This window comes from Bartonella sp. W8167 (assembly GCF_016100335.1).
Taxonomy (GTDB): Bacteria; Pseudomonadota; Alphaproteobacteria; order Rhizobiales; family Rhizobiaceae; genus Bartonella; species Bartonella apis.
Genome location: NZ_JACFSQ010000001.1, coordinates 1,304,350 through 1,328,014 on the forward strand (window position 1 = coordinate 1,304,350; position 23,665 = coordinate 1,328,014).

At 44.0% G+C, this 23,665-nt stretch carries 17 protein-coding genes and 1 riboswitch; of the genes, 10 read left to right on the forward strand and 7 right to left on the reverse strand.

The window, feature by feature from the left end:
• Window positions 1-67: 67 nt before the first annotated feature.
• From H3V12_RS05485 to H3V12_RS05495, 3 genes are all read right to left on the reverse strand, one after another.
• Window positions 68-1,210 (reverse strand): FUSC family protein, encoded by a 1,143-nt coding sequence (locus H3V12_RS05485; protein WP_198213358.1) that lies wholly within the window; start codon window positions 1,208-1,210, stop codon window positions 68-70.
• Window positions 1,207-2,979, reverse strand: coding sequence for an SLC13 family permease (locus tag H3V12_RS05490; protein ID WP_198213844.1), 1,773 nt, complete (start codon window positions 2,977-2,979; stop codon window positions 1,207-1,209). Before H3V12_RS05490 ends, H3V12_RS05485 begins: the two co-directional genes overlap by 4 nt.
• Before the next feature lie 75 nt (window positions 2,980-3,054).
• On the reverse strand, window positions 3,055-4,506 hold the full coding sequence (locus H3V12_RS05495) for a DHA2 family efflux MFS transporter permease subunit (RefSeq protein ID WP_246787486.1): 1,452 nt from the start codon (window positions 4,504-4,506) through the stop codon (window positions 3,055-3,057).
• A gap of 163 nt (window positions 4,507-4,669) precedes the next feature.
• Between H3V12_RS05495 and H3V12_RS05500 the strand changes: the two genes are divergently transcribed.
• The 9 genes from H3V12_RS05500 to H3V12_RS05540 all read left to right on the forward strand — a co-directional run bounded on the left by H3V12_RS05500 (window position 4,670) and on the right by H3V12_RS05540 (window position 17,672).
• The gene (locus H3V12_RS05500; protein ID WP_198213362.1) at window positions 4,670-6,385 is read left to right on the forward strand and encodes a SulP family inorganic anion transporter; all 1,716 of its coding nucleotides are present in this window, start codon (window positions 4,670-4,672) and stop codon (window positions 6,383-6,385) included.
• Between the two features lie 157 nt (window positions 6,386-6,542).
• Window positions 6,543-6,716, forward strand: coding sequence for a hypothetical protein (locus H3V12_RS05505; RefSeq protein ID WP_198213364.1), 174 nt, complete (start codon window positions 6,543-6,545; stop codon window positions 6,714-6,716).
• A gap of 411 nt (window positions 6,717-7,127) precedes the next feature.
• A complete protein-coding gene (locus tag H3V12_RS05510; protein WP_198213366.1) occupies window positions 7,128-9,176 on the forward strand; it encodes a hypothetical protein in 2,049 nt (682 codons plus the stop codon).
• A 15-nt stretch (window positions 9,177-9,191) separates the two neighbouring features.
• Complete coding sequence (locus H3V12_RS05515; RefSeq protein ID WP_198213368.1) at window positions 9,192-10,889, forward strand: hypothetical protein; 1,698 nt, start codon at window positions 9,192-9,194, stop codon at window positions 10,887-10,889.
• A gap of 340 nt (window positions 10,890-11,229) precedes the next feature.
• Window positions 11,230-12,588, forward strand: coding sequence for a Na+/H+ antiporter NhaA (nhaA, locus tag H3V12_RS05520; protein WP_198213370.1), 1,359 nt, complete (start codon window positions 11,230-11,232; stop codon window positions 12,586-12,588).
• 300 nt (window positions 12,589-12,888) lie between these two features.
• Window positions 12,889-14,124: a putative DNA modification/repair radical SAM protein gene (locus H3V12_RS05525; RefSeq protein ID WP_198213372.1), complete on the forward strand. Its 1,236-nt coding sequence runs from the start codon at window positions 12,889-12,891 to the stop codon at window positions 14,122-14,124.
• Window positions 14,121-15,596 (forward strand): UdgX family uracil-DNA binding protein, encoded by a 1,476-nt coding sequence (locus tag H3V12_RS05530; RefSeq protein ID WP_198213374.1) that lies wholly within the window; start codon window positions 14,121-14,123, stop codon window positions 15,594-15,596. Before H3V12_RS05525 ends, H3V12_RS05530 begins: the two co-directional genes overlap by 4 nt.
• Before the next feature lie 285 nt (window positions 15,597-15,881).
• Entirely contained in the window at window positions 15,882-16,187 is a 306-nt protein-coding gene (locus H3V12_RS05535; RefSeq protein WP_198213376.1) for a hypothetical protein, read from the forward strand.
• A 576-nt stretch (window positions 16,188-16,763) separates the two neighbouring features.
• Window positions 16,764-17,672: a hypothetical protein gene (locus H3V12_RS05540; RefSeq protein WP_198213378.1), complete on the forward strand. Its 909-nt coding sequence runs from the start codon at window positions 16,764-16,766 to the stop codon at window positions 17,670-17,672.
• A gap of 324 nt (window positions 17,673-17,996) precedes the next feature.
• Here the strand turns inward: H3V12_RS05540 and nrdF are convergent, their stop codons facing one another.
• The 4 genes from nrdF to nrdH are packed head-to-tail and all read right to left on the reverse strand — an operon-like array spanning window position 17,997 to window position 21,762.
• The gene (gene nrdF, locus H3V12_RS05545; protein ID WP_198213380.1) at window positions 17,997-18,965 is read right to left on the reverse strand and encodes a class 1b ribonucleoside-diphosphate reductase subunit beta; all 969 of its coding nucleotides are present in this window, start codon (window positions 18,963-18,965) and stop codon (window positions 17,997-17,999) included.
• A 13-nt stretch (window positions 18,966-18,978) separates the two neighbouring features.
• Complete coding sequence (nrdE, locus tag H3V12_RS05550; protein ID WP_198213382.1) at window positions 18,979-21,159, reverse strand: class 1b ribonucleoside-diphosphate reductase subunit alpha; 2,181 nt, start codon at window positions 21,157-21,159, stop codon at window positions 18,979-18,981.
• Complete coding sequence (nrdI, locus tag H3V12_RS05555; RefSeq protein WP_198213384.1) at window positions 21,123-21,539, reverse strand: class Ib ribonucleoside-diphosphate reductase assembly flavoprotein NrdI; 417 nt, start codon at window positions 21,537-21,539, stop codon at window positions 21,123-21,125. Before nrdI ends, nrdE begins: the two co-directional genes overlap by 37 nt.
• A gap of 1 nt (window position 21,540) precedes the next feature.
• On the reverse strand, window positions 21,541-21,762 hold the full coding sequence (gene nrdH / locus H3V12_RS05560) for a glutaredoxin-like protein NrdH (protein ID WP_075870203.1): 222 nt from the start codon (window positions 21,760-21,762) through the stop codon (window positions 21,541-21,543).
• A gap of 230 nt (window positions 21,763-21,992) precedes the next feature.
• A riboswitch (cobalamin riboswitch) is annotated at window positions 21,993-22,211 on the reverse strand.
• A 229-nt stretch (window positions 22,212-22,440) separates the two neighbouring features.
• Here nrdH and H3V12_RS05565 point away from each other — a divergent pair.
• The gene (locus tag H3V12_RS05565; protein ID WP_075916065.1) at window positions 22,441-23,655 is read left to right on the forward strand and encodes an MFS transporter; all 1,215 of its coding nucleotides are present in this window, start codon (window positions 22,441-22,443) and stop codon (window positions 23,653-23,655) included.
• Window positions 23,656-23,665 lie beyond the last annotated feature (10 nt).

Here is a 23,665-nt window from a genome sequence, read left to right on the forward strand (position 1 = left end):
TAATTTAGCGAAGATGGTAGCCCTTATCACGAAAAAAGGGTTAAATAAGACCGATTGATCGATAATTTCAACGATTTTTACCGTCTTCTTCATCCGATAACAAAGCTTCGGCCCTTTTACGTTCGGCAATCTGTTCTCTCACGGCATCAAGAATCTGCTTTTTTCGATAGGCCGCAAGACGATTTCGGCGTGTCCTGCTTTTATAAAAACGAGCAAGTGTCGTCTCTACCATTTCGATGTCAATCACACATTCGCGCCATGTGAGTGACGCTTCGGCTCTGCCTGAGCGATCTGGAAAAACAAATTCCTGCCCGAGTTGTGCTTCGCCAGCGATAAATTGACAATTTTCGGCAATAAGTTTCAAAGCATTGACCAACCATTCCGGAGGCGCTTCCCGACCTTTACGAATAGCATTGACCAATGCCTCACAAAAAAGAAGCGAGGAGGCATAAAGTCTGATGCCTGACTGGTCATAACGGGCGGAAAGTGACACAACTTCGCGTGAAGATAATCTTCCGCGCAATGTCCAACGGGCGTTCGATCTAGCAACATCAATTGCTCCGATAAGTCCGATAAGGGCTGTATGGGTTCTACTACAGCTTTTCATTGCTTTGATTGCTGCGGCCACGTCGTTTCTTTGAAGTGCATCTTCAGCCAATGTGTAGTTTAAAGCCATTTCTTTAAAAAACCGCTCGACGGCAGAATGAAGAGTTTTTAAAGGGTCGGGCGTAAAAAGGATCTGGCTGAAAATCAATCCGATAGAGGTTCCAACTGCAACGTCAATTGCACGCGTCCAACCGGCAACATCCGCACCGAGAGCAAAAACCATAACTGCTGAAATGCCCGCTTGAATGACAATGGCGGGAACGATGGAATAAGCCGAAGCAATTGTCATCCCCGCAAATCCCACAATGGCAATACGCACTTCGGTAGGCATAGGGGGAAGGAGCAACGTCAATTCTCCAACCGCCACACCTGTCAATACGCCGATCAATACATAAATTGCCTGACGCCCATGGCTGGGCACCCCCGGAGACAAGCAAATAAGCGCCGTCATTGCCGCATAGATCGGGTGTTCATGGTCAAGAAAATGGACGGCAACAAACCAGGCAAGACCCGAAGCTAGACCAGCGCATAAAGCGTCTTTCCAGCTTGATTTTACCTGGTTCAAGGCCTGAATAAATTTTAATTTTAAATCGATTGTCATCATGTGAGCGGCCATACCCACATCAACATTGGAACAGAAACAAGTGCGATAATGATACTCAAAGGTGCGCCAAGGCGGGGATAGTCACTGAAATGATAGCCACCCGGCCCCATAACCAACATATTACACTGATGGCCTATCGGGGTGAGAAAATCACATCCCGCCCCGATAGCAACAGCCATCAGAAAAGCTTCGGGCTTGAAGTTGAGTGAATCGGCAAAACTTGAGGCGATAGGTGCCATGACCATAACCGTAGCCGCATTGTTAAGAAAAGGTGTCACAAGCATAGCCGCAACCAGTATAACGGCGAGCGCGCCTGATGGCGGCAGGGACGAGGCAAATACACTCAGCCAATGTCCGATAATTTTTGTGCAACCGGTTTTTTCCAGCGTCTCGCTTACCGGTATAAGCGCCGCCAGCATCACCAATATCTGGCCGTCGAGTGCTTGATAAGCGTCTCTTGCAGGGATGACACGAAAAACAATCATGGCAACGGCTGCCGCAAAAAAAGCAAGCGCGACCGGCACAATTTGCAATGCTGTTGCAGCAATTGCGACAAACAATATCGTTAACGGCACGAGGCCGTGACGAAGGCTACCGAACATGATGTTACGTTTGGCGAGCGGCAAACATTTCAATTCCTGCAAAAGATTGGGGATAACATCATCCCTTCCCTGCAAAACGATAACATCGCCGAGCCTGAAAACAATATCTCCAAGCCGTTGCCTCACCCGTTCCTGCGGCCTGCTTAAAGCTAACAAATTGACATCATAGCGATCAAACAGATTGAGCCTTTTGGCGTTGATGCCAATCAAGGGCGAGTTATCTGTGACAACAGCTTCGACAACTTCAACCTGCTGTAGCTTGTCTCCCGTCTGGACGTCTCGTCCTTTGGCAATATCAAGTTTTGCGGTGTTGATAACGGAATCGAGGCCACCATGTGTACCTTCAAGGACAATAGTGTCACCTTCAGCAAGCAAAAAATCCGGCAATGGTGAAATAAGGTTCTTGTTCCTTATGACCTGTAAAACCATTGCATCTCCTGCCGCCGGTTTGACAAGGTCGGAAATCTGTTTGCCGATCACGGTTGATCCGCTCTCCACGCGTGCTTCGGCAATGTAGTCGCGGTTGGAAAAACTGCTATCGGTTGTTAAAGACTTGCGGGCACGAGCCGGCACCAGCCACGAAAAAAATACAAGGTATAAAACACCGACAGCAGCAACAGTTGCACCCACAGGCGTAAAATCGAACATTGTAAAACTTTTGCCGACAAGATGTTCTCTCATCGCAGAAACCACCACATTTGGCGAGGTGCCGATTTGTGTCATCAACCCACCGAGCAAGGCACCAAACGACATAGGCATTAAAAAGACAGAAGGCGAGACGTTCGAACGGCGGGCAAACTGGAACGCAATCGGCAGCATAATTGCCAGAGCGCCGATATTTTTGACGAAGGCCGAAAGTACTGTCACCACTATGACAAGAAAACAGAGTTGTAAGCGCACAGATTTGACATCCGGCCAGACACGCTGGATGATCAGCTCCATGATTCCGGAACGGGCTACTCCGGCACTCACCAATAATGCGCTGGCGACAATAATGACAATGTCGTCACTAAATCCTTTGAAAGCGTCTTTAGGACTGACAATACCGACGGCACAAGCAAGCAGCAGCGTCAAAACTGCAACGACGTCATAGCGAAAGCGATCCCAAATGAAGATGGCCATCATCAAACCGATGATGGAAAAAGCCATAACCTGATCTGCTGTCATGATAAGATGCTGCCCACTCTCCATTCATCCTTCCGGCCTATCTGTTCCCCAGGATGGCCTACGGCTTATTTTAATCTAGCTCTTCACATGTCCGGCGACAAGATCTCCCGCACCCTGTTTCAACCGCATCAATCCCCATAGTGGCAACAGACTGATAAACGCAACGAGATAAAGCGCAATTTTGAATGGCTCTATAGACGTTTCAAGCTCGACACCTGTTAAGGCGACACCGGCACGCAACGAAATTGCACCCAGAGCGATACCAAGACCTATTCCCAATTGGAAAACTGTTGAAAACAGCGTGTTCGCACCATTCATTTCGTCATCGGGAATATCGGCAAATGCAATTGTATTGAGCGCTGTAAACTGTACCGAACGGAAAACGCCACTTAAAGCCGATATTCCAACCATGACAGAAAGCGGCATATCACGCGAGAATGTGCCAAAAAGTGCCAAGAATAACGCATTGAAAAGACAATTGACAACGAGCGTGCGCTTGAAACCGAAATAGCGCAGCAGCGGAGTTGTAAATGGTTTAATTGCAAGAGTACCGATAAAGATCGGCATTAATAAAAGCCCCGCCTCTGTCGGCGAAAACCCCATTGCCAATTGGGCCATCAGCGGCAGGATAAAGAGAACGGCATTGGTTGTCATCCTGAAGGCTGTTCCTCCATATATCGACACGGCGAATGTTTGATAGGAAAGTGCTTTTAGCGAAACCAGCGGCGCCTCGGCACGCTTGAGATGAAAAATACTCCACAAAAGCAATGTCACACCAATTATAAAACAAGCCATGACAAGCGCCGACAAACCGTGGCTATCACCGACTTTTTCTGCAGCAAAAAGAAGGGTTGCCAGCCCTATACCTGTAAGCAGGAACCCCATAAGATCGAAAGATCGCGATGTTTTCAATTTTTCATCAGGAAAAATTTTCAGACTCAACAAAAGGATAATCAGTCCTAAAGGAATATTGAGGAAGAAAATGATGCTCCAGTGGAAATATTGTGCAATGAAACCGCCAAGAGGCGGCCCCAAAATCGGTGCAACCAATCCCGGCCAGGTAAGAAGAGCAATTGTTTCGACAAGCTTGTTTTTTGGAGTTTCACGCAAAACGACGAGGCGGCCGACGGGAACCATAAGTGCGCCTCCTATTCCTTGCAGAATACGGGCCAAAATAAAAACAGTCAAATTCGGTGACAGTCCGCACAAGAATGATGCAAGTGTAAAAACAAAAACTGCTAACGAAAACATGGCACGCGAACCGAACCGGTCTGTCAACCAGCCACTTGCCGGAATGAATACGCCTAGCGTTAGCATATAGGCACTCATGCCAACATTGATGTTGACCGGATCTGTCGCAAATGTTTCCCCCATTTGCGGCAAAGCCGTTGCGATGACGGTTGCATCAAGATTTTCCATAAAAAACGCAGCAGCGACAAGAATTGCAACGACTCGGGCAACGCTATTATTATTTTTGCTAACTTTTTGATGCTCACCCTTTGTTTTTGGCATTAGGTTAACTTTCATGTCATTGTTGCTTCAATGATAATAAACAGAAAACAATTTTTTACTTGAAAAACATTATAAAACTTATGTGATCGGCGCTTTATTATCGTTGAAGAAAGTAGATAGACAAAAACAACTATGCTATCAAAATTGAACTACTCTTTCAGGTTCTTTGTGTTCAATCATGGCGCGATCCAAAAAGGCTGTTGAAAAAATATCCTTTAGCGAGCTTTTCCAGCCAAAGCTTATAACAGTCTTGCGCGAAGGTTATCATTTTGTTGATTTTCGTGCCGATGTGGTTGCCGGTCTTACAGTCGCCATTGTCGCCCTGCCCCTTTCCATCGCAATCGCAATCGCCTCCGGTGCATCGCCGGTACAGGGATTATACACATCGATAGTCGGGGGATTTTTCATTGCTCTTCTTGGCGGAAGCCGTTTTCAAATCGGCGGCCCTGCAGGCGCCTTTATTATCGTAGTTTCAACGACTGTTGCCGAACACGGTATGGACGGGCTCTTACTTGCTACACTGATGTCGGGAATGATGCTTATGGCGCTCGGCTATCTCAGGCTTGGCACTTATATCAAATTCATCCCCTATCCTGTTACAGTGGGATTTACCGCCGGTATTGCCGTTATTATTGTTTCAAGCCAACTTATCAATATGCTTGGACTTGAGCTTAACGAGAAAGAGCCCGGGCCGATTTTGGAAAAACTACCGGTTATCTGGAATAATATCGGGACGTACAGCCTGCTTTCTATCATCTTTTGTGTGGCCACGATCATATTCATTACAAGCTTGAAAAAATTACGTCCGAATTGGCCGGGCATGGTGCTTTCAATCATTATCGGCGGTGCGGTTACCGCGTTTTTCAACCTTGATATTGTAACCATCGGTTCAAAATTCGGCACAATGCCTTCGACACTCCCTTCACCACGACTGCCAGAATTCAATTTCGACAAGGTTCAAGCGGTTTTTCCCAATGCCATGACATTTACATTGCTCGGCGCAATTGAATCCCTATTATCGGCAGTTGTTGCCGACGGCATGACCGGAAGAAGACATCGTTCGAATTGCGAGCTGGTCGCGCAAGGTGTGGCCAATATAGCCTCTGCGCTTTTTACCGGTATTTGCGTTACGGGTGCTGTCGCACGTACAGCCACCAATATACGTGCCGGTGCAAGAAGTCCGATCTCCGGAATTTTCCATTCCGTCTTTTTGCTTCTATTTCTGGTAATTTTGGCTCCTCTTGCAAATTTTATTCCATTGGCGTGCCTTGCCGGAATTCTTGCCATTATCTCGTGGAACATGATTGACAAGCATGCAATCCTGATTCTTCTTAAGGCATCGGCAGGCGATGCTGTCGTTCTCCTTGTTTCGTTATCGTTGACAATTTTCCGCAATGTTACCGAAGCCATCATTATCGGCTTTGCTTTGGGTGCATTACTGTTTATCCATCGCATGTCGAAAGCTGCCAGTGTTACCGCCGATCGTCCGCTGGTTGCCGAAGACATTGCAGACGCTAAAAATCAGCCAAACTCGCACTATGAAGGCAACATCCAAAAGGATAGCAATACAGTCATCTACCACATTTCCGGCGCATTCTTTTTCGGTGCTGCTGCATCTATCGGCTCCGTTCTTGACCGGATCGGCGATAATTATCGCACAATGATCCTTGATTTCGTGCAGGTTCCATTTCTTGATGCGACAGGTGCGAATACAATTGAAAGCCTCGCTGAAAAAGCAAAAAAACAAGGAATTACCCTTGTTATTTGTGGAGCTTCAGAACAGGTATTGAAAGACTTTCTTTCGCACGGAATTAAGCCACCTTCGGTTCACTTTGAAAAAAGTTTGGAAAAAGCCGTAAAAAAATACATCAAACCCGAATATGTTGCTGCTTAGGTTCGGAAGTTTCATCCGTTCATTATCACAAAACTTGACGTTTCACTAAATTTTCGCTGTTTCTCGAAAACAGTATAATTTATTATTTTCTGATAATAATTCATATAAATTATGATCAAGGTGGGAATTCATGTATCAACGAAAGTCCAGAACCAGAATGCGTCAGTTTTTGATCGGCGGCGTCGTTGTTGCTGTTGCTCTCCTGATTGTCTTTGAATTGCTTGGTAGATACGCTCCTCAAAGTATGATCGGTTTGTTTAGCTCCTATAACAGTCTAATGACGGCCAATCCGACGGAGGAAAACAGCAAGACTGCATTACCGGTAAAATAATTGCCGGTAAAATAATTGATCCTGTGTAGATATTTGAGGAATTAAGCCTTTTCAACAACCGCGTCCCATTCAAGATTTCCGACAAAACAGACTTTTATCAATTCCGCGACCAATTTTCCGCTTTATGAGATGCCGGATAATCAATCAGAACCGGCTAGCGTATTGAAAACCACGTCGGGATATGGATCAAGCCCCTGCAACCATAGATTTCTGCCCGAATCCGGTTAAACCATGCAAAATCCTTTTATCAACCGGAAATTGATGGGCTAAGGTTTTAAAAAAGAACGAGACTCCTGAGCCCGCTTATATTAAGGATTGTTTTGCCAGAAAAAAGTCGCGATTGTTTGGCATTAAAAGAAATGGGACAAGCCGTATTGCAACAAATTTTTTTGTCAATTGAGGGTGAATTCAATGAGTGAACAGACCGCCGATCAGGCTACAAAAAAAATGCCTTGGAAAAAGATCATTACAGGCCTTGTTATTATTGCCCTTATTTGTGGCGGCTTTGTTTTTTATCTTGCACGCTCGGCACAAAAGCATGTTGAAAATTTTCTGAAAGCCAATGGTGTCAGCGTTGGTTCACTTGACGTCAATTGGAGGCGTCATTTCACTGCCCATAATGCGAAAGTAAAACTCTCGTCTGAAGAAAGCTTGAACATCGAAACAATCAAAGGTGAGGTCAATTTTTCTGGTAAAACCAGTAAAAATCTAAAATTGGAAAACCTTTCTTATCAATTCGGTAAAACCGAAGTCTCGGTTCCCTCGATGAACGTGCAAAACTTTGCGCTTAATGATAAGACCAGTGCCAATAATGGAAACGTCTTTTTTGACGTTACAAATATTGCAGTAAAAAAAATTGTTGCCCCTTCAATGACTGTGACAAGCAAAACCGGTCACGGCGGCGAGTCGATGACGTACAACAATGTTGTGTTCAATGATTTTGATAAAGGAATTGTCAAAAAATTGACGAGCGATGGTCTTTCGGGGGAAATCCGTTTGGCTAACGAACGTGATGCTTCCACAATAGATCGTATTATATCGACCAAAACCGGCATGGCTGAAATTGAAAATTTCAATATCGGTTATCTCGTTCGCTATTATAGTGAGCCGTCTTCTGCTGGCGAAACAGAAAACCCGTTTAAAGATATAACGGGCAACTGGTCGGTTGAAAAATTGTCGATTGACGACGTTATAGATAAGGAAAACGCTGGCAATACAACACTCGAAAAAATTTCCGGAACAAAATTTTCAGTGCGCCAACTGCCATTTTCTATTTCGGAAATGGTCAAACAGCTTGACAATGCCGATGGCGTTAACAGCATTGACAAATCCGATGAGGCAAAATTGCTCACCGAGAAACTTGCTATCATTCCGTCTATCGGTTTTGCCGATATTCATTTAACCGGACTTGCTATAAAACACCCCGATAACAGCACAGATGTTCAAGATAGCGCTTTCATTTACAATAATGGCAAATTCGACATCGCGTTGAAAGGCATTAAAAACATAGACAGAGACAACAACACGACAACGCTTGACGATTTTTCAATCTCGCAACTGCGTTTTCCTCATATTAATGACTTGCTGACTAAATTGGACAAATCGGACAAAGGCGATCTTGATAGTATCAGCCGTGTATTTACAGCTTTTCTTCAAAGTGAGAACCTCCCTTTGATGCCGCAATTCGACACTATTCATCTGTCCGGTTTTTCATTATTGCCGCCGCCTTCGGAAAACGGCGCTGACAACTCCCCTGTCACAATAAATTCTCTGGACGTGAAAACGAATTTCAGCCTGGGAGCTATTCCGACATCACTGAAAATAGAATTGAAAGGGGTGGAAGGCTCCGCGACAGATTGGGATAAGGAATTCCCCATTTTAACCGAGCTCGGCTTTTCTGAGGTCACGAACGGCGGATTGCTCAATCAGCTCGGCTATAAGACAATATCGGAGGATTTTATTTTTGATGGTTCATGGAATGCCGACAATGAAACTCTTGATATTAAGGAGTTGACTATGAATTATCCCGACATGGGAAGTTGGTCTCTTAAAGGCTCGTTCATCAATGTCGATCCGGCATTTTTTTCGGATAATGTCATGACTATTGCCGCAGCAGGTTTGGTTATACATGCAAAGAGCATGGACTTGACTGTAAACGCTGATAACTTTCTTGATCGTTTTGCAAAATTTTATAATGCGAATACAGACGAAAATTTTGCTGATAAACGCAAGGAGGAGGCTGTCAAAGCCAGATTGGCTATTGCACTTTTCCTTGGTGCGGAAAATTCACAAAAATTTGGAGAAGCACTGCAAAACTTTATAGAAAGCGGTGGAACTCTTAATATCCATGCCAAAGCAAGATCCAAACAAGGTATCGGATTAGCAGACTTTTTAGCGGCTCGACTTGCTCCGTTGAGCCTGTTCGATAAAATCGACTTGAGCGCAGATATACAACATTAAGACTGGAAGAAAAGAATGGCCAATTTCGGTGGCTGGTTGATAGCAACACTCAAACGCTGGTTAATTTATATTATCGGAGGCGTGGTCATCCTGGCCATATTGGCTGTTGGCGCTTTTTATATGGCCGCCCCCTACCTTAACAGCTTTGTCAAAGACGAGATGGTAAAACATGGCGTCAAGGCCGATCAATCGGAAGTAACAGTTGCCGGGAATGTCAACCTCAAAAATGTGACATTTCCTGTACCTGAAGGCGTCAGCCTTAAAATCGGAGCCATTTCCGGCCGTCCGCCAGTCGGTTTTGTGCCTGGCTCGTTTACTATTTATAATATCGATTTGAAACGCGACAATATCCACATTGAAGTTCCGGAAGTTACTCTCAATGGTATCACGCTGAAAGACAAGGATACATCAATTGAATCCAATGTTTTACAGGCCTTAATGAGGGTTGACGTATCATCCGTCAATGCACCGAACATAGAGGTTTCACTAGACAATCCGAATGGCGAAACAGAAAAACTCAACGTTAAAGGCTTTTGGCTTTCAAGTTTGAAGGGCGGCAATATCGGCTCTGTCGGCATTGAAGGCATGAGTACCAATGTCGGTTTAAAAAATTCCGATACAAATAGTACCAACGGTCTTCGTCTCATCGGTAAAAGCAATGCCATGCGGGCGGATGATATTGATGTCGGTTATGCTTATTCAATACTCGCCGGTAAAATCAAACCCGATAAGGTCGGACGGACTGTCTTCGGACCGGTAGAACTCGGAGATATCGCAATTGACGTTTTTGAAGGCACAAACCGCAATGCGCATTTTTCGCTTGATAAGTTCAAAACCAACGGACTGAAAATGCATCCGATGGAAGCAGTGCCGGAAAATCTTGCACGAGCCTATCTGGAAGCCAAAAAGAGCGGGGATGAAAAAAATGAAAAGGCTGCAAGAAATGCATTGGTTGTAACACTTGTTTCAGCGATAACAGCTATTGATGCGCAGGTTGAAAAAGCTGATATTGATTTGCCGAAAATCAAGGCGAGCCTCAATTCGTTTCAGCTTCTGCCTCGCGAATGGAATCAACCGGTTCCCGAAAGTCTGCTGGTGTCGCTCGATGGCTTTTCGCTCAACACATCCGAAATGCCGCAAAAAGATTTTGAAATGTTGAAAAATATGGGATTCAATACGTTGGATCTCTCGGGGAAGATTGATTTTTCGTATAATTCCAGTCGAAAAATTCTGTCTTTGAACGACCTTTCTTTCACCGCCAACGGTATCGGTTCGGGTCAGATGTCAGCTACAATTATCAATGCCGGATCTGCACTATTTTCCGGCGATAAAGAAGCGGCTCTTGATGCTGCAAACCAGATTGGCATTACCAAAGCAGATATGCGTTATTCCGATTTCGGCTTCATAGATAAATTGTTTACCTATCTTGCCCAAAATCTGAATGACAGTAAACATGATCTCAAACAGGAACTGTATGAAGACTTTTATGTCGTTATGACGAAGAGTCCGGCAATGCTTTTGAAAGATCACGAAGAAGCACAAAAGATTTCATCTGCGTTCGGCGCTTTTGCTAAAAAACCCGGAACGCTCAAAATATCGCTTGAAGCCAAGGATAATCAAGGGCTAACAGCTACCGATCTTGAAACCGCCTTGCAAAACGATCTTGCAACTGCGCTCAACAAAGTAAACCTTACGGTAAAAAACGAAAATTAAAGGACATAAATTCCGATTTATAAAGGAGATCTCATCCCCTTTATAATAAATTAATTCAGGATATATTATTTTATATTGAATAAAATATTCAATTATATTTGTTTTGCTTTTTTTATTTATAATTTTATGTATATAAAATAATTTATTTTTATATAATTTAACAAAGCGTTCAAAGAGTGATAAGCGGAAATTTATTCTGCTCTGACAACTGTCGGATAAGAAAGATAGAAAATTGTTATTGTAGTTTCCAGTCAATTTTATATAGTTGCCAACGGGTGTCCGGGAAATCGTTTCGGGCAGGTTTCAAGCTGGTCGGGCCGCCAGCAAAAAGGAACTTGCCATGAAAAATGTTTCCCACCGCTTGCCCAATCGTGCATCAGTTATTGCCGAAAAAATATTTTTAAGCTGTCGCAATTTACTTCATATTGATGCAATGGCGGGTGTTGCTCTCGTTATTGCAACAATGGTTGCTCTCATCCTTGCCAATTCAACTTATGGAACCGCTTACCAAAATTTCTGGCACCAAAGGATTTCAATAGAAGCCTTTGGATACTCCTTTTCCAAAGACCTGCACTTTCTGGTCAATGACGGTTTCATGACTCTGTTTTTCCTTGTCGCAGGTATGGAAATAAGGCGGGAAATTTACGATGGGGCATTGTCAAAACTAAGTCAGGCGCTGTTGCCTCTGGTTGCAGCTGTCGGCGGCGTTATTATGCCGGCAATCATTTATTTTTCTATCAATCATGGGCCAGAGACCAGCCATGGTTGGGCAGTGCCCACTGCAACTGACATCGCTTTTGCAATCGGCATTTTGGCCCTTCTGGGTAAATCGGTTCCAAACAACTTAAGAATTGTTTTGCTTGCGCTTGCCACTATTGATGACATTATCGCCATTTTGATTATTGCGATTTTTTATTCTAACGGCTTTGACGTGACAGGACTGCCAATTGCGTGTTTTGCAATTATCATCCTCGTTTTTTTGCAATGGATAGGAATTAATTCGGCTCTGATTTACGTCCTTCCTGCTGCTCTCCTCTGGCTTGGACTGATGATATGCGGAATCCATCCTTCCCTTTCAGGCGTTATATTGGGACTATTGACGCCGGCGCTTCCGCCCCGCTCATTGATTTCGCCTATCGACCGTATGTCTTACGCTTTGGAGATATTGAAAAATGAAAAGCCTGAAGATAGCGCTTCAAAGCACCGTTTTGCTCTTCTTGAAATAAAGAAGAGCGAAGCTGCGGTTGACGCTCCCGTATCCCGACTCGTTGCCGCCTTTAGTCCTTGGGTATTGTTTGTCATTATGCCACTCTTTGCTCTGGCCAATGCGGGTATCAATATTTCCAATGTCGATTTTGCAGATCATTCTTCCTTCATTATCATGATTGGAACTGGACTTGGTCTCATTATCGGTAAGCCGCTAGGCATTGTGCTTATAAGTTTCATTGCCGTACGTTTTGGCCTTTGCAATCTCCCTTCGGGTGTAAACTGGCGCGGAATGATTCTTGTCGGTTTACTGGGCGGGATCGGTTTTACTATGGCTATTTTTACAGCGACATTAGCGTTCAGCCATCCTGAACAATTGGAAGCAGCAAAATGCGCGATTCTTTGCGGATCTCTGGTGTCGGCTATCTTCGGACTGGCTTACGGCTTATCGCAAAAATGGCGCGCAACACATAAGCCACGCAAAACCTTATGAGGTCTCCTCACCCGAATTATCAAAGGACTATTTGTTTTATGGAAGTTCAGGCGACAGCATTTTTATTCGATAGATTGTTCATTCAGGGCTTATTATTAACGTTTGGCTCAGATCATTTGCAGCGGTAACGTTACAAAGTGGAACACAATGAGGAACAATTTGACCGATTAAGCCGGCTTTATCCGGAATGACACTGATATTTAGCAGAATTGTTAATTTCAGCTCGTGGTGAAACGCTATTTTTCCTTTACTTCCTCGGTTCCATGTCTATATTCCAAAATAGAACAAATAGTGAACATAATGGTCAAAACGCTTAAACAAAAATTGGCAATTCTGGCTGATGCTGCCAAATATGATGCCTCCTGTGCATCAAGCGGTTCGACGCGCCAGTCACCCACAAAAATTGGCTTGGGGACAACGGAAAATATGGGAATTTGCCATTCCTTCACGCCTGACGGGCGCTGCGTTTCTTTGTTAAAAATTCTACTCACCAATTTTTGTATCTTTGACTGCGCCTATTGTGTCAACCGGTCTTCGAGCAATGTCGAGCGGGCGCGTTTCACCACTGACGAGGTGGTGTTTTTGACGCTCGAATTTTACCGCAGAAATTACATTGAAGGCTTGTTTCTTTCTTCCGGCATTATCCGTTCTCCGGACCAAACAATGGAGGAATTGGTTAAAATTGCCCGCGATTTGCGAACCATTCACCATTTTGGCGGTTATATCCATTTGAAAACCATTCCGGATGCTTCGGAAGCGCTTATCAAGGAGGCGGGACGTTATGCAGATCGACTTTCAATCAATGTCGAACTGCCAACAGAAAAAAGCATTAACCGCTTTGCTCCGCAAAAAAAGATCCTGACAATCAAACAAGCTATGGCAAATGTAAGGATTGATATTGAAGCCTCGAAGGACGCGACATTGCAGACGAAAAAGACGCAACGTTTTGCGCCCGCAGGCCAATCCACCCAAATGATCATCGGTGCCGACGACGCCAATGATGCAACAATCTTGCAATCAAGCGCCGAGCTTTATTCAGGCTATCGGCTGAAACGCGTTTATTATTCGGCGTTCAGTCCGATTCCGGATGCATCGAACCTGCTTCCTGTCAAGCGCCCGCCGCTTTTAAGAGAACACAGGCTTTATCAAGCTGATTGGCTTTTCCGGTTTTACGGATTTGCAATGGAAGAGCTGACTACGAAAACAAATGGCGGCATGCTCGAACTTGAATTTGACCCGAAACTTGCTTGGGCATTACAAAACCGGCATCTTTTTCCGGTTGACATCAACAGGGCCGACAAAGAAATGTTGTTACGTGTTCCAGGCCTTGGAGTGCGCAATGTGAAACGGATATTGGTAGCGCGCCGGTTCAAACGGCTTGATTTTTCAGATTTGAAAACCTTTCATATCAGCCTTGAAAAAATAAAACCGTTCGTGACTGCCGAACGTTGGACGCCTAAAAACCTTCTCGATAGTTCACACCTTGCCGACCGTTTTCGTGCGCGACCGACCCAACTTGATCTTTTTTCATCATGAAAACGATTATTTTGAAAAAACAGGGGGATTTCGACGAGTGGCGAACAACGGCACGTTTGCTATTGCAAGACGAAATGCGTCCGGAAGATGTTTTTTGGCATTACCTTTCGGCTCCAACTTTATTTGACGGAGAACCTGCCTCTTCGCCTTCAGAAAAATATTCACCTGCACAACAAAGCCAAGAATTTCTGGTGCCAAAGCAGTTCATCAATCTTGCGAAAAATGTCATCTGCCATGAAGGCAAAGGTTCGGCAGCCCTTTTATACCGCCTTCTTTACCGCTTGCAGCGGGACAAAACGCTTCTTGAAAAAATTTACGACATTGATACCGCCACAGCTTTATCACGGCAAAAGGCTGTTTGCCATGATATCCATCATATGCATGCATTTTTACGGTTCAAAGAAATTTGCAGTCTCGGCAATGATAACTTCAGGCGTTGTTTTACTGCCTGGTATGAACCTCAGCATTTCATTATCGCAGAAGCTATACCGTTTTTCTGCCGGCGTTTTACCGACATGGATTGGCAAATTCTTACACCGAAAGGCAGTGCGTTTTATTTTAACAAAAGACTGTTTTTTGGCGAACCGATATTTAAAAAGCCACAAAATAAAGATGAAATCGAAGAGCTGTGGAAAACCTACTTTTCCAGTATTTTCAATCCGGCAAGACTGAAAGTCAAAACCATGCAAAGTCATATGCCGAAAAAATACTGGAGCAACCTTCCGGAAGCAGAAATTATCGATAGTCTCATAGGCGATGCGGAAACGCGCATCGAAACGATGGAAAGACAACCGGTTCTTCAACCTCCGCTCTTTCATTCCCGCTTATCGGAAAAGCATGCGCAAAATAGCGTTCAAACAAATTTTCGTTCTAGAACAACACCTGAAACATCGGATATTCTCAATGACAGCATCAGATCATGCAAACGTTGCCCTTTGCATTGTTCAGCAACGCAGGCCGTCTGTGGCGAGGGGCCTGAAAATGCTTCTCTTATGATTGTTGGAGAACAACCGGGCGACCGTGAAGATCTTGTTGGTCGGCCATTTATCGGTCCGGCAGGGCAAATCTTTGAAAAGGCGGCTTACAAAGCCCACATCCAACGAAACGAAGTTTACATCACTAACGCCGTCAAGCATTTCAAATATGAACTCAAAGGTCGTAAACGCCTTCATAAAAGAGCTGATCGCTGCGAGATCGAGCATTGTCGCTGGTGGCTCATGAAAGAAATTGACATCGTCAAACCGAAGCTTATCGTTGCCATGGGGAAAACCGCCCTGTTTTCACTCACAGATTTGAACGAGCCGTTAAGCGGTTTGGTGGGTAAAATAATCGAGACAGAAGAAAAAATACCGGTTCTTGTCACTTTTCACCCGTCATATCTTCTCCGGATCAAATCGGAAGAATTGAAGAAACAAGAGACTGCAAGATTCGAACAAAGCTTGCAACTTGCGAAGGCAAAAATCAACTTTTGATAGGCCAGAAAGACACCATTCAGCCCTTCTTAAAGCCACTTCACAACAACCGTGATCCCGACTTGATAAACCTCTATTGGACGGGGATTAATGAATATTAACCTGTTGTTTTTGCTGTATTTTAAATTATCACTTTTCCGTGATCAACACATTTTAAAGTGATTTGAGATTGATTGCCGTGATGAAGATATAAGCGATAGAGAGTTTGGAAAATTTATCCAGATTAATCCAATTGCAATTAAAGCCGTTAGCCAAAGCTAAGGGCTCATAAAAACGGTGAATGAAATGAAAAAATTAATGTTTATTGCGCTTGCAAGTTTATGTGGTGTAAGCAGCGCCTATGCCAGTGGTTATGCTTTTGACGATGGTTCGCCGGTCAACACTTTTGTCATCGGTGCAAGTGCCCAATCAGGTGTCAACCATGGTTACACTGGTAATTCACGTGCTTATACACGGGCAAATGGATTCGGCGATGGTTCGGTCGAAGACAGTTATATTATCGGTCATGCGCAAAAATCCGGTGAAGCAACGCACGGAGTTTTGGCAAATGAAGCGCATTTTGGCGATGGTTCGCCTGTAAACCACCATTAATAAAATAATCGCATAATATCCCTTCATTAAAAACCGGCTTTAAAGCCGGTTTTTATTTACCATCTTCAGGTTGTATTAAAATTTTAAAATCGATGCCAACGAGATTTTTGTTCAAGATTATTTAACGGAAATTTTCACTAATTCCAATTGTTTGGATGTTTTAAACCGAAGTGATAAAGAGTTTTGTATTCTGAAAAAATAATTTTTTATTTTGCGCATTTTTTAAAAAAATTTTAAACTACCTTTTAATCCGGATTTTATGGTATCCAACGGAAAGCATTCAATCGAACAATCACAACAATATTAAATAAAATTGTTGGAGAGCACTCGAAAATGAGATTTGAAAATTATTCTTCCTCCTCGCATGCGAACTCTTTCAAGAACCGGATAATCTCCAATTGGCTTTAAATTGCTATTTCGCTGTTTTTTAATCTTGGCTATTCAGTTTGCTGCTCTATATGGCAGAAAATCCATGCCCCTAATTGCTTGGAGACAAAAATAAGAAGGAATATAAAACTGGCATCGGGCGCGAATTATATTTCTTTAGGCCCTAAACTAAAGCTAAATATTTGAAAAATGACAATTGCAACCAAACAGACAGCTCTTTCCAAGATTGAACTTATCGGAGTCATAGTCTCGGTTACTGATGACAATCCGAAAGTTATTACCGTCGGACCTCAACAAAAATTACCGTCAGGACCGCTCAAAAACTATAAACAGAGTTTACAATCAACTCTGCGCGATTGGGTGAACACACGAACAGGGCATCCCGTCGGTTTTCTCGAACAACTTTATACTTTTACCAATCGCGACCGTATTATATCGGAAGGCAATATGCCTACTGTCTCGATTAGCTATTTGGGGTTGGTACGCGAGCATGACGGGTTTTTGCCTGAAGTCGAGTGGCATGACTGGTACGAACATTTTCCGTGGGATGATTGTCGCAACGGGAAACATTCATGCGTTGATAAAATTATCGATGCACTTAACGCGTGGGCGGAAAAAGATCCGGAGACATGCGCCTTTAAAAAGCGTAGGATTTCTTTTCTCTTCGGCTGTAACGGTTTTTCATGGAATGAAGATTTCATACTTCAAAGATACGAACTTTTGTATGAAGCAGGATTGATTGCCGAAGCAGGTGGGAGCCTATTTGCTGGCACGCCGATGTTTGCTGATGACCGCCGGATTTTGGCAACAGCAATTGCAAGACTTAGAAGAAAAATCAAATATCGTGCTGTTATATTCGAGCTTTTACCTGAAAAATTTACCTTATTGCAGTTACAAAAGACAGTTGAGGCCATTATTGGAAGGCGCCTTCATAAGCCGAACTTCCGTCGCTTGACCGAACAACAAGGTATTATTGAAGAAGTCGGGGAATTCGAGACAAAAACCGGTGGCAGACCCGCTAAGTTATATCGTTATCGGCAAGAGATTATCGAGTCCTGCGTCATCTCGCTTTCCCGTTTTCCGATTGCACGTTCATGACGCGACGTCCCCATTAGATAACTTATGGTCAAAACTCTGTTGTCTGCAATGGTTTGATGCGCAATAGTTTCACCCCCTCTGATGCCATTGAACAAACTGAACAAACCGCGCTTTAAGCTGTTTTCAAGCAATCGGTTTTTTACATGATCAAGCGCCAGCCCTCTGATGAGGCGGCAGCTTTGGTGCCCAATATTTGCCGCGGCGCTAGTGTTTAGTTTCGTTGTCCATAGATTTTAATGGGCATTACGTTTTGGCAAATTGCGTGTTGCATTTTCTTTAAGAAGAGAAGAGGAGCACTCTTCTCTTCTATTTTTCTTTAAAGTTTTAAAAATCCCAATCAGCGTCTTCTGTCGCTACCGCTTTACCGATCACATAAGATGAACCGGAGCCTGAAAAGAAATCATGGTTTTCATCTGCATTTGGTGAGAGAGCTGAAAGAATGGCCGGATTGACTTTGCAAATATCTGGAGGAAACAGAGGCTCAAATCCCAGATTCATTAATGCCTTATTCGCGTTATAGTGTAAAAATACCTTCACTTCTTCGCTCAAATTTACTCCGTCATAAAGCTGTTCGGTATATTTTGTTTCTATGTCGTAAAGCTCCATTAAAAGCGTATAGGTAAAATCCCTGATTTCATTCTGCTTGCTTTGAGGAAGTTTGTTGAAGCCGATTTGAAATTTGTAACCGATATAATAACCATGCACCGCCTCATCACGAATGATCAGCCTGATAAGGTCGGCAGTATTGGTAAGTTTTGCCCGACTTGACCAATACATCGGCAAATAAAAGCCGGAATAAAACAAAAAGCTTTCCAGAAAAACCGAAGCAATTTTTCGCTTCAAAGCATCACTGCCATTATAATAATCAAGAACGAGTGCCGCCTTTTTCTGGAGACAAGCATTGTCTTCCGACCAGCGATAGGCTTCGTCGACATCCTTTGTCAGGCATAACGTCGAAAAAATTGACGAATAGGAACGGGCATGGACTGCTTCCATAAAAGCAATGTTGGTGAGCACCGCTTCCTCGTGCGGAGTGATTGCATCCGGCAAAAGCGAAATGGCGCCAACAAAATTTTGCATTGTGTCAAGAAGAGTAAGTCCGGTGAATACGCGGATGGTCAATTGCTGTTCTTCTGGTGTCAAACTTGCCCATGACGAGACATCATTGGAAAGCGGTACTTTTTCAGGAAGCCAGAAATTTCCTGTCAATCTGTTCCAGACCTCGAGATCTTTTTCGTCTTCAATCTTATTCCAGTTGATAGCCGGAATGGTTTTTAAATAGTTTGTTAGCATCAGAAATTTATCCTTAAAGGCTACAGGAAACACAGGTTTCGACTTCGGTCCCGCTCAAGGCCTTTTGGCGTAGCCGTACATAATAGATGGTTTTGAGTTTTTTCTTCCACGCGTAGATTTGCGCTTTGTTGATATCGCGCGTCGTGGCAGTATCCGGAAAGAACAGCGTTAATGACAAGCCCTGATCGACATGTTGACCGGCTGCGGCATAAGTATCAATGATCTTTTCAGGACCTATTTCATAGGCGTCCTGATAATATTCAAGATTATCATTGGTCATATAAGGTGCCGGATAATAAACCCGACCGATCTTGCCTTCTTTGCGTATTTCTATTTTTGCAACAATCGGGTGAATGGACGCTGTGGCATTATTGATATAGGAAATCGAGCCGGTGGGCGGAACCGCCTGTAAATAACGGTTGTAAAGCCCCCATTTTTTTACCGATTGCTCAAGCTCCTGCCAGTCTTTCACATTGGGAATTATGAAATGGCGATCGGCAAAAAGCTTTTTAATGCGTTGTGTTTCCGGCTCGAACTTTTGAGTAAGATATTTTCTAAACGCACGCCCATCGGCATAGGCTGATTGTTCAAAACCTTGAAATGTTTTGCCCTTTTCTTTGGCAATAAGGTTCGAGCTTCTCAATGCATGATAGGCAACTGTATAAAAATAGAGATTGGTGAAATCGAGTGCTTCCGGAGAGCCATAATAAATATGCTCCTTGGCAAGAAAGCCATGCAAATTCATTTGACCGAGGCCGATAGCGTGCGCCTCGCGATTGCCCTTTTCAATGGATGGTACACAGACAATATCGCTCATTTCGGAAACCGCTGTTAAAGCCCGGACCGCTGTTTCAACCGTTTTTCCGAAATCGTTGGACTGGAAGGCTTGAGCGATATTGAGCGAACCGAGATTGCACGAAATATCGTTACCGATGTGACGATAGCTCAAATCGGCATTCAATGTGCTCGGCTCATTGACCTGAAGAATTTCGGAGCAAAGATTGCTCATATTGATGCGTCCGGCAATGGGGTTAGCGCGATTGACCGCATCTTCGAACACAATATAGGGATAACCCGATTCAAACTGGATTTCAGCCAAAGTTTGAAAAAAATCACGGGCATTGATTTTTTTCTTGGTTATGCGCGGGTCATCAACGAATTTGCGATAGTATTCGCTCAAAGATATGTCGGATAAAGCTTTGCCCGTGACCCTTTCTACATCATAGGGTGAAAAGAGGTACATATCCTCGTTATTGCGCGCAAGCTCGAAAGTAATATCAGGGATGACCACACCAAGGGAGAGCGTTTTAATGCGAATTTTTTCGTCGGCATTTTCCCGCTTGGTATCCAGAAAACGCATAATATCGGGGTGATGGGCACTTAAATAAACCGCCCCTGCCCCCTGCCTTGCGCCCAATTGATTGGCGTAAGAAAATGCATCTTCAAGAAGTTTCATGACCGGCACAATTCCGGACGACTGATTTTGTATTTTTTTGATCGGCGCGCCTTGTTCTCTGATATTGGTGAGACACAAAGCAACTCCACCACCGCGCTTTGAAAGTTGCAAAGAAGAATTGATTGCGCGACCGATAGATTCCATGTTGTCTTCAACCCGCAGAAGAAAACAGGAAACAAGTTCGCCGCGCTGTTTTTTGCCGGCATTGAGAAATGTTGGCGTTGCAGGTTGAAAGCGGCCGGTCATCATTTCATCGACAAGTTTTTCACAAAATTTCTTGTCGCCTCGTGCAAGTGTCAACGCCACCATAACGACACGATCTTCGTAACGTTCGAGATATCTTTTCCCGTCGAAGGTCTTGAGCGTGTAGCTCGTATAATATTTGAAGGCACCCAAAAACGTGGGAAAGCGGAATTTGAACGCATAGGCACGTTTGAAAACTTTTTTTATAAAAGCAAAGTCGTAACAATCGAAAACGGCTTTTTCGTAATATCCTTCACGCACGAGGTAATCGATCTTCTCTTCAAGATCATGGAAAAATACCGTATTCTGATTGACGTGCTGCAAAAAATATTGCCGCACGGCTTCACGGTCTTTATCGAACTGGATAAGCCCGTTATCGTCAAAAAGATTGAGCATTGCATTCAATGAGTGATAATTTTGGGAATGATCATTTTGGGAATGATAATTTTTGTCACTATCTAAAGTTTCTGTTTTTTCTGCGCTATCTGTTTCCATAATTTTCCTAATCCTTGTCTGACAAGGTTCACGTCTTCTGTTGTCCCCCTGAGCTCGAAACTATAAAGCCAGGGCACACGACACTTTTGAGAAATGACTTTTCCGGCAAGCGCATAAGCCCAGCCGAAATTACGATTGCCGCCAGCAATAACGCCTTTAAGAAATTGCCGGTTTTCTTGATCATTGAGAAAATTGATGATTGTTTTAGGCACTGCACCATCGCCTTTGGCACCGGCGTAAGTCGGTACCACCAGAACATAAGGTTCAACCACTTTCGGAATTGCCGTTTTTTTGAAAAGTCTTAAAGACGGTTCACCGATTTGTTGCACAAAATAATCGGTATTGCCGGTGGCACTCGAATAATAAACAAGAAGTGCCATATCATTCGAGCCCGTTTATTTTATCAGGTTGGAAACCGGCCCAGTGATTGTTTCCGGCAATAACCACCGGCAACATTTTATAACCCAAACTTTCGATATAGGATAAAGCCTCCGCATCTTTGGAAATATCCACAATATCGTAAGAAATATGTTTATTATCCAATGCCTTGTATGTTGCTTTGCATTGTACGCAAGATGGTCGGCTGTAAATTGTAATTGTCATGATTTTTTCCTGATTTTTGGTTGCAAAGTCCCGCCTGCTTTCTTCCTTGAGAAAGCAGCATAAGAGACGTTTTTTAAAAGTTGCGCCGATAAGGCAAACTTCAGCCGGTCAGGAAAAATGATTAAGAATCTTGAACATAAAACTTCCTTCCCGAAGCAATGTGGGGGATATGGCTAAGCCCACATCCGCACAAAACACGGCCGGAAAGGCCATAACCAGAACACCCCGTCTGTTGACATTCAATTCAAGGCAGGTCTCCTGGCTCATGGCTTGAAGCGCCAAAACCACCTTCCCGGGTGACCCCAGTGGCATACGATTTTGACTTACCATTTACAGTTGCGGGGGCAGCTTCGGCTTTCTAATAAATTACCGAATTCCCTCTTAGCTCTTTCATCCGATTTCGAATCTCAAAATTCGAATCAAAGAGAACCCTGAACACAATATCTAGTATCACTCATGAAATTTGCGTCAATATGTTTTAAAAAGCCAAGTCAGATTATATACAATTTTTACGCGTTTTGCGAAAAAGGGATCACGCAAATTTCCCTTTTACAATGTCACTTTTTGTTGACGGTTCAATTATATAAATTGAATTTAGATTTTTATGAAATTACATTAGAGCCACCCGCCATAATAGCGGAGAGTTAATCGGGGGGAGGTAGATACTCGGAGTATAAAATGACTACCTCAACAGCCACTAAGGCTGAACCTGGTGTACAAAGCGGAACGACTTTATATAAGCGCATAAGCGTGGCAATGTTTTTTGCCGGCTTCGCAACTTTTTCTCTTCTTTATTGCGTTCAGCCACTACTACCATCTTTCGCAAACCACTATCATATAACGCCAGCGAACAGTTCGTTGGCGCTTTCTATATCAACGGGCTTTCTCGCCTTTTCCATTCTTCTTTCAAGTGCTTTTTCCGAAGCGCTCGGCCGCCGCGGTTTGATGACCGCGTCGATGATAGGTGCTTCTGTTCTGAACATAGTCGCAGCTTTTGCGTCGAGCTGGCATTGGCTTCTTGTCGCACGTGCGTTGGAAGGCATTCTCTTAGGGGGCGTGCCGGCCGTTGCGATGGCCTACCTTGCCGAAGAAATTGCACCACGAGGATTCGGAAAAATCATGGGGCTTTATGTCGGTGGTACGGCATTCGGCGGCATGATGGGCCGGGTTGGTATGGGCAGCCTTATCGAGTGGTTCAATTGGCAATGGGCGTTGGCTATTATCGGTATTATCGATTTGATTGCAGCCATTGCGTTCTATTTTCTGTTGCCACCATCCAAGAACTTCGTCGCCGTACACGGCATCAATATCCATCACCACATAAGAGCATGGATAGGCCATATCGGCTCGATACGGTTGCTTTACATTTATCTTTTCATCGCTTTGGTGTTCGGTGATTTCGTTGCGATTTTGAACTATACCGGCTTTCGTATGAGCGGAGCACCGTTCTTCCTTAGCCCGACTGAGATCGGCTTTATCTTCCTGAGTTATGTTTCAGGTATTATCGTTTCGCCGATTGCCGGGAACCTGACCAATAAATATCACCGCAGCTCGCTATTGTTCATTTCCGTTGCGATTCTGGCTTTAGGGCTGATTTTGACTCTCACTAACAGTCTGTTCTGGTTTATTGTCGGTATCGTGTGCGTAACAATCGGTTTTTTCTCCGCTCATGCGGTGGCAAGCAGTTGGGTTGGGCGCATTGCAGTTGGAGCAAAAGGGCATGCGACAGCACTTTACCTTCTGTTCTACTACATGGGATCGAGCTTCATCGGTGCTTTTGGCGGCTGGTTCTGGTTCCATGGCGGCTGGGACATGGTCATCGCCTTTACCGGCACGCTCGTCATCATTGCATTTATATTCTGCTATTTGTTACGGCGCCGTGAACTGGCTTAAATTTTTCATT

Excerpts from the sequence above, each read along its gene's own strand:
- nrdF (WP_198213380.1), bottom strand. The coding sequence starts at position 18,965 with ATGCTAACAAACTATTTAAAAACCATTCCGGCTATCAACTGGAATAAG.
- H3V12_RS05540 (WP_198213378.1), top strand. The coding sequence starts at position 16,764 with ATGACAATTGCAACCAAACAGACAGCTCTTTCCAAGATTGAACTTATC.
- H3V12_RS05490 (WP_198213844.1), bottom strand. The coding sequence starts at position 2,979 with ATGACAGCAGATCAGGTTATGGCTTTTTCCATCATCGGTTTGATGATG.
- H3V12_RS05495 (WP_246787486.1), bottom strand. The coding sequence starts at position 4,506 with ATGAAAGTTAACCTAATGCCAAAAACAAAGGGTGAGCATCAAAAAGTT.
- nrdH (WP_075870203.1), bottom strand. The coding sequence starts at position 21,762 with ATGACAATTACAATTTACAGCCGACCATCTTGCGTACAATGCAAAGCA.
- nrdE (WP_198213382.1), bottom strand. The coding sequence starts at position 21,159 with ATGGAAACAGATAGCGCAGAAAAAACAGAAACTTTAGATAGTGACAAA.
- nrdI (WP_198213384.1), bottom strand. The coding sequence starts at position 21,539 with ATGGCACTTCTTGTTTATTATTCGAGTGCCACCGGCAATACCGATTAT.
- nhaA (WP_198213370.1), top strand. The coding sequence starts at position 11,230 with ATGAAAAATGTTTCCCACCGCTTGCCCAATCGTGCATCAGTTATTGCC.
- H3V12_RS05515 (WP_198213368.1), top strand. The coding sequence starts at position 9,192 with ATGGCCAATTTCGGTGGCTGGTTGATAGCAACACTCAAACGCTGGTTA.
- H3V12_RS05535 (WP_198213376.1), top strand. The coding sequence starts at position 15,882 with ATGAAAAAATTAATGTTTATTGCGCTTGCAAGTTTATGTGGTGTAAGC.
- H3V12_RS05510 (WP_198213366.1), top strand. The coding sequence starts at position 7,128 with ATGAGTGAACAGACCGCCGATCAGGCTACAAAAAAAATGCCTTGGAAA.
- H3V12_RS05530 (WP_198213374.1), top strand. The coding sequence starts at position 14,121 with ATGAAAACGATTATTTTGAAAAAACAGGGGGATTTCGACGAGTGGCGA.
- H3V12_RS05485 (WP_198213358.1), bottom strand. The coding sequence starts at position 1,210 with ATGATGACAATCGATTTAAAATTAAAATTTATTCAGGCCTTGAACCAG.
- H3V12_RS05565 (WP_075916065.1), top strand. The coding sequence starts at position 22,441 with ATGACTACCTCAACAGCCACTAAGGCTGAACCTGGTGTACAAAGCGGA.
- H3V12_RS05525 (WP_198213372.1), top strand. The coding sequence starts at position 12,889 with ATGGTCAAAACGCTTAAACAAAAATTGGCAATTCTGGCTGATGCTGCC.
- H3V12_RS05500 (WP_198213362.1), top strand. The coding sequence starts at position 4,670 with ATGGCGCGATCCAAAAAGGCTGTTGAAAAAATATCCTTTAGCGAGCTT.
- H3V12_RS05505 (WP_198213364.1), top strand. The coding sequence starts at position 6,543 with ATGCGTCAGTTTTTGATCGGCGGCGTCGTTGTTGCTGTTGCTCTCCTG.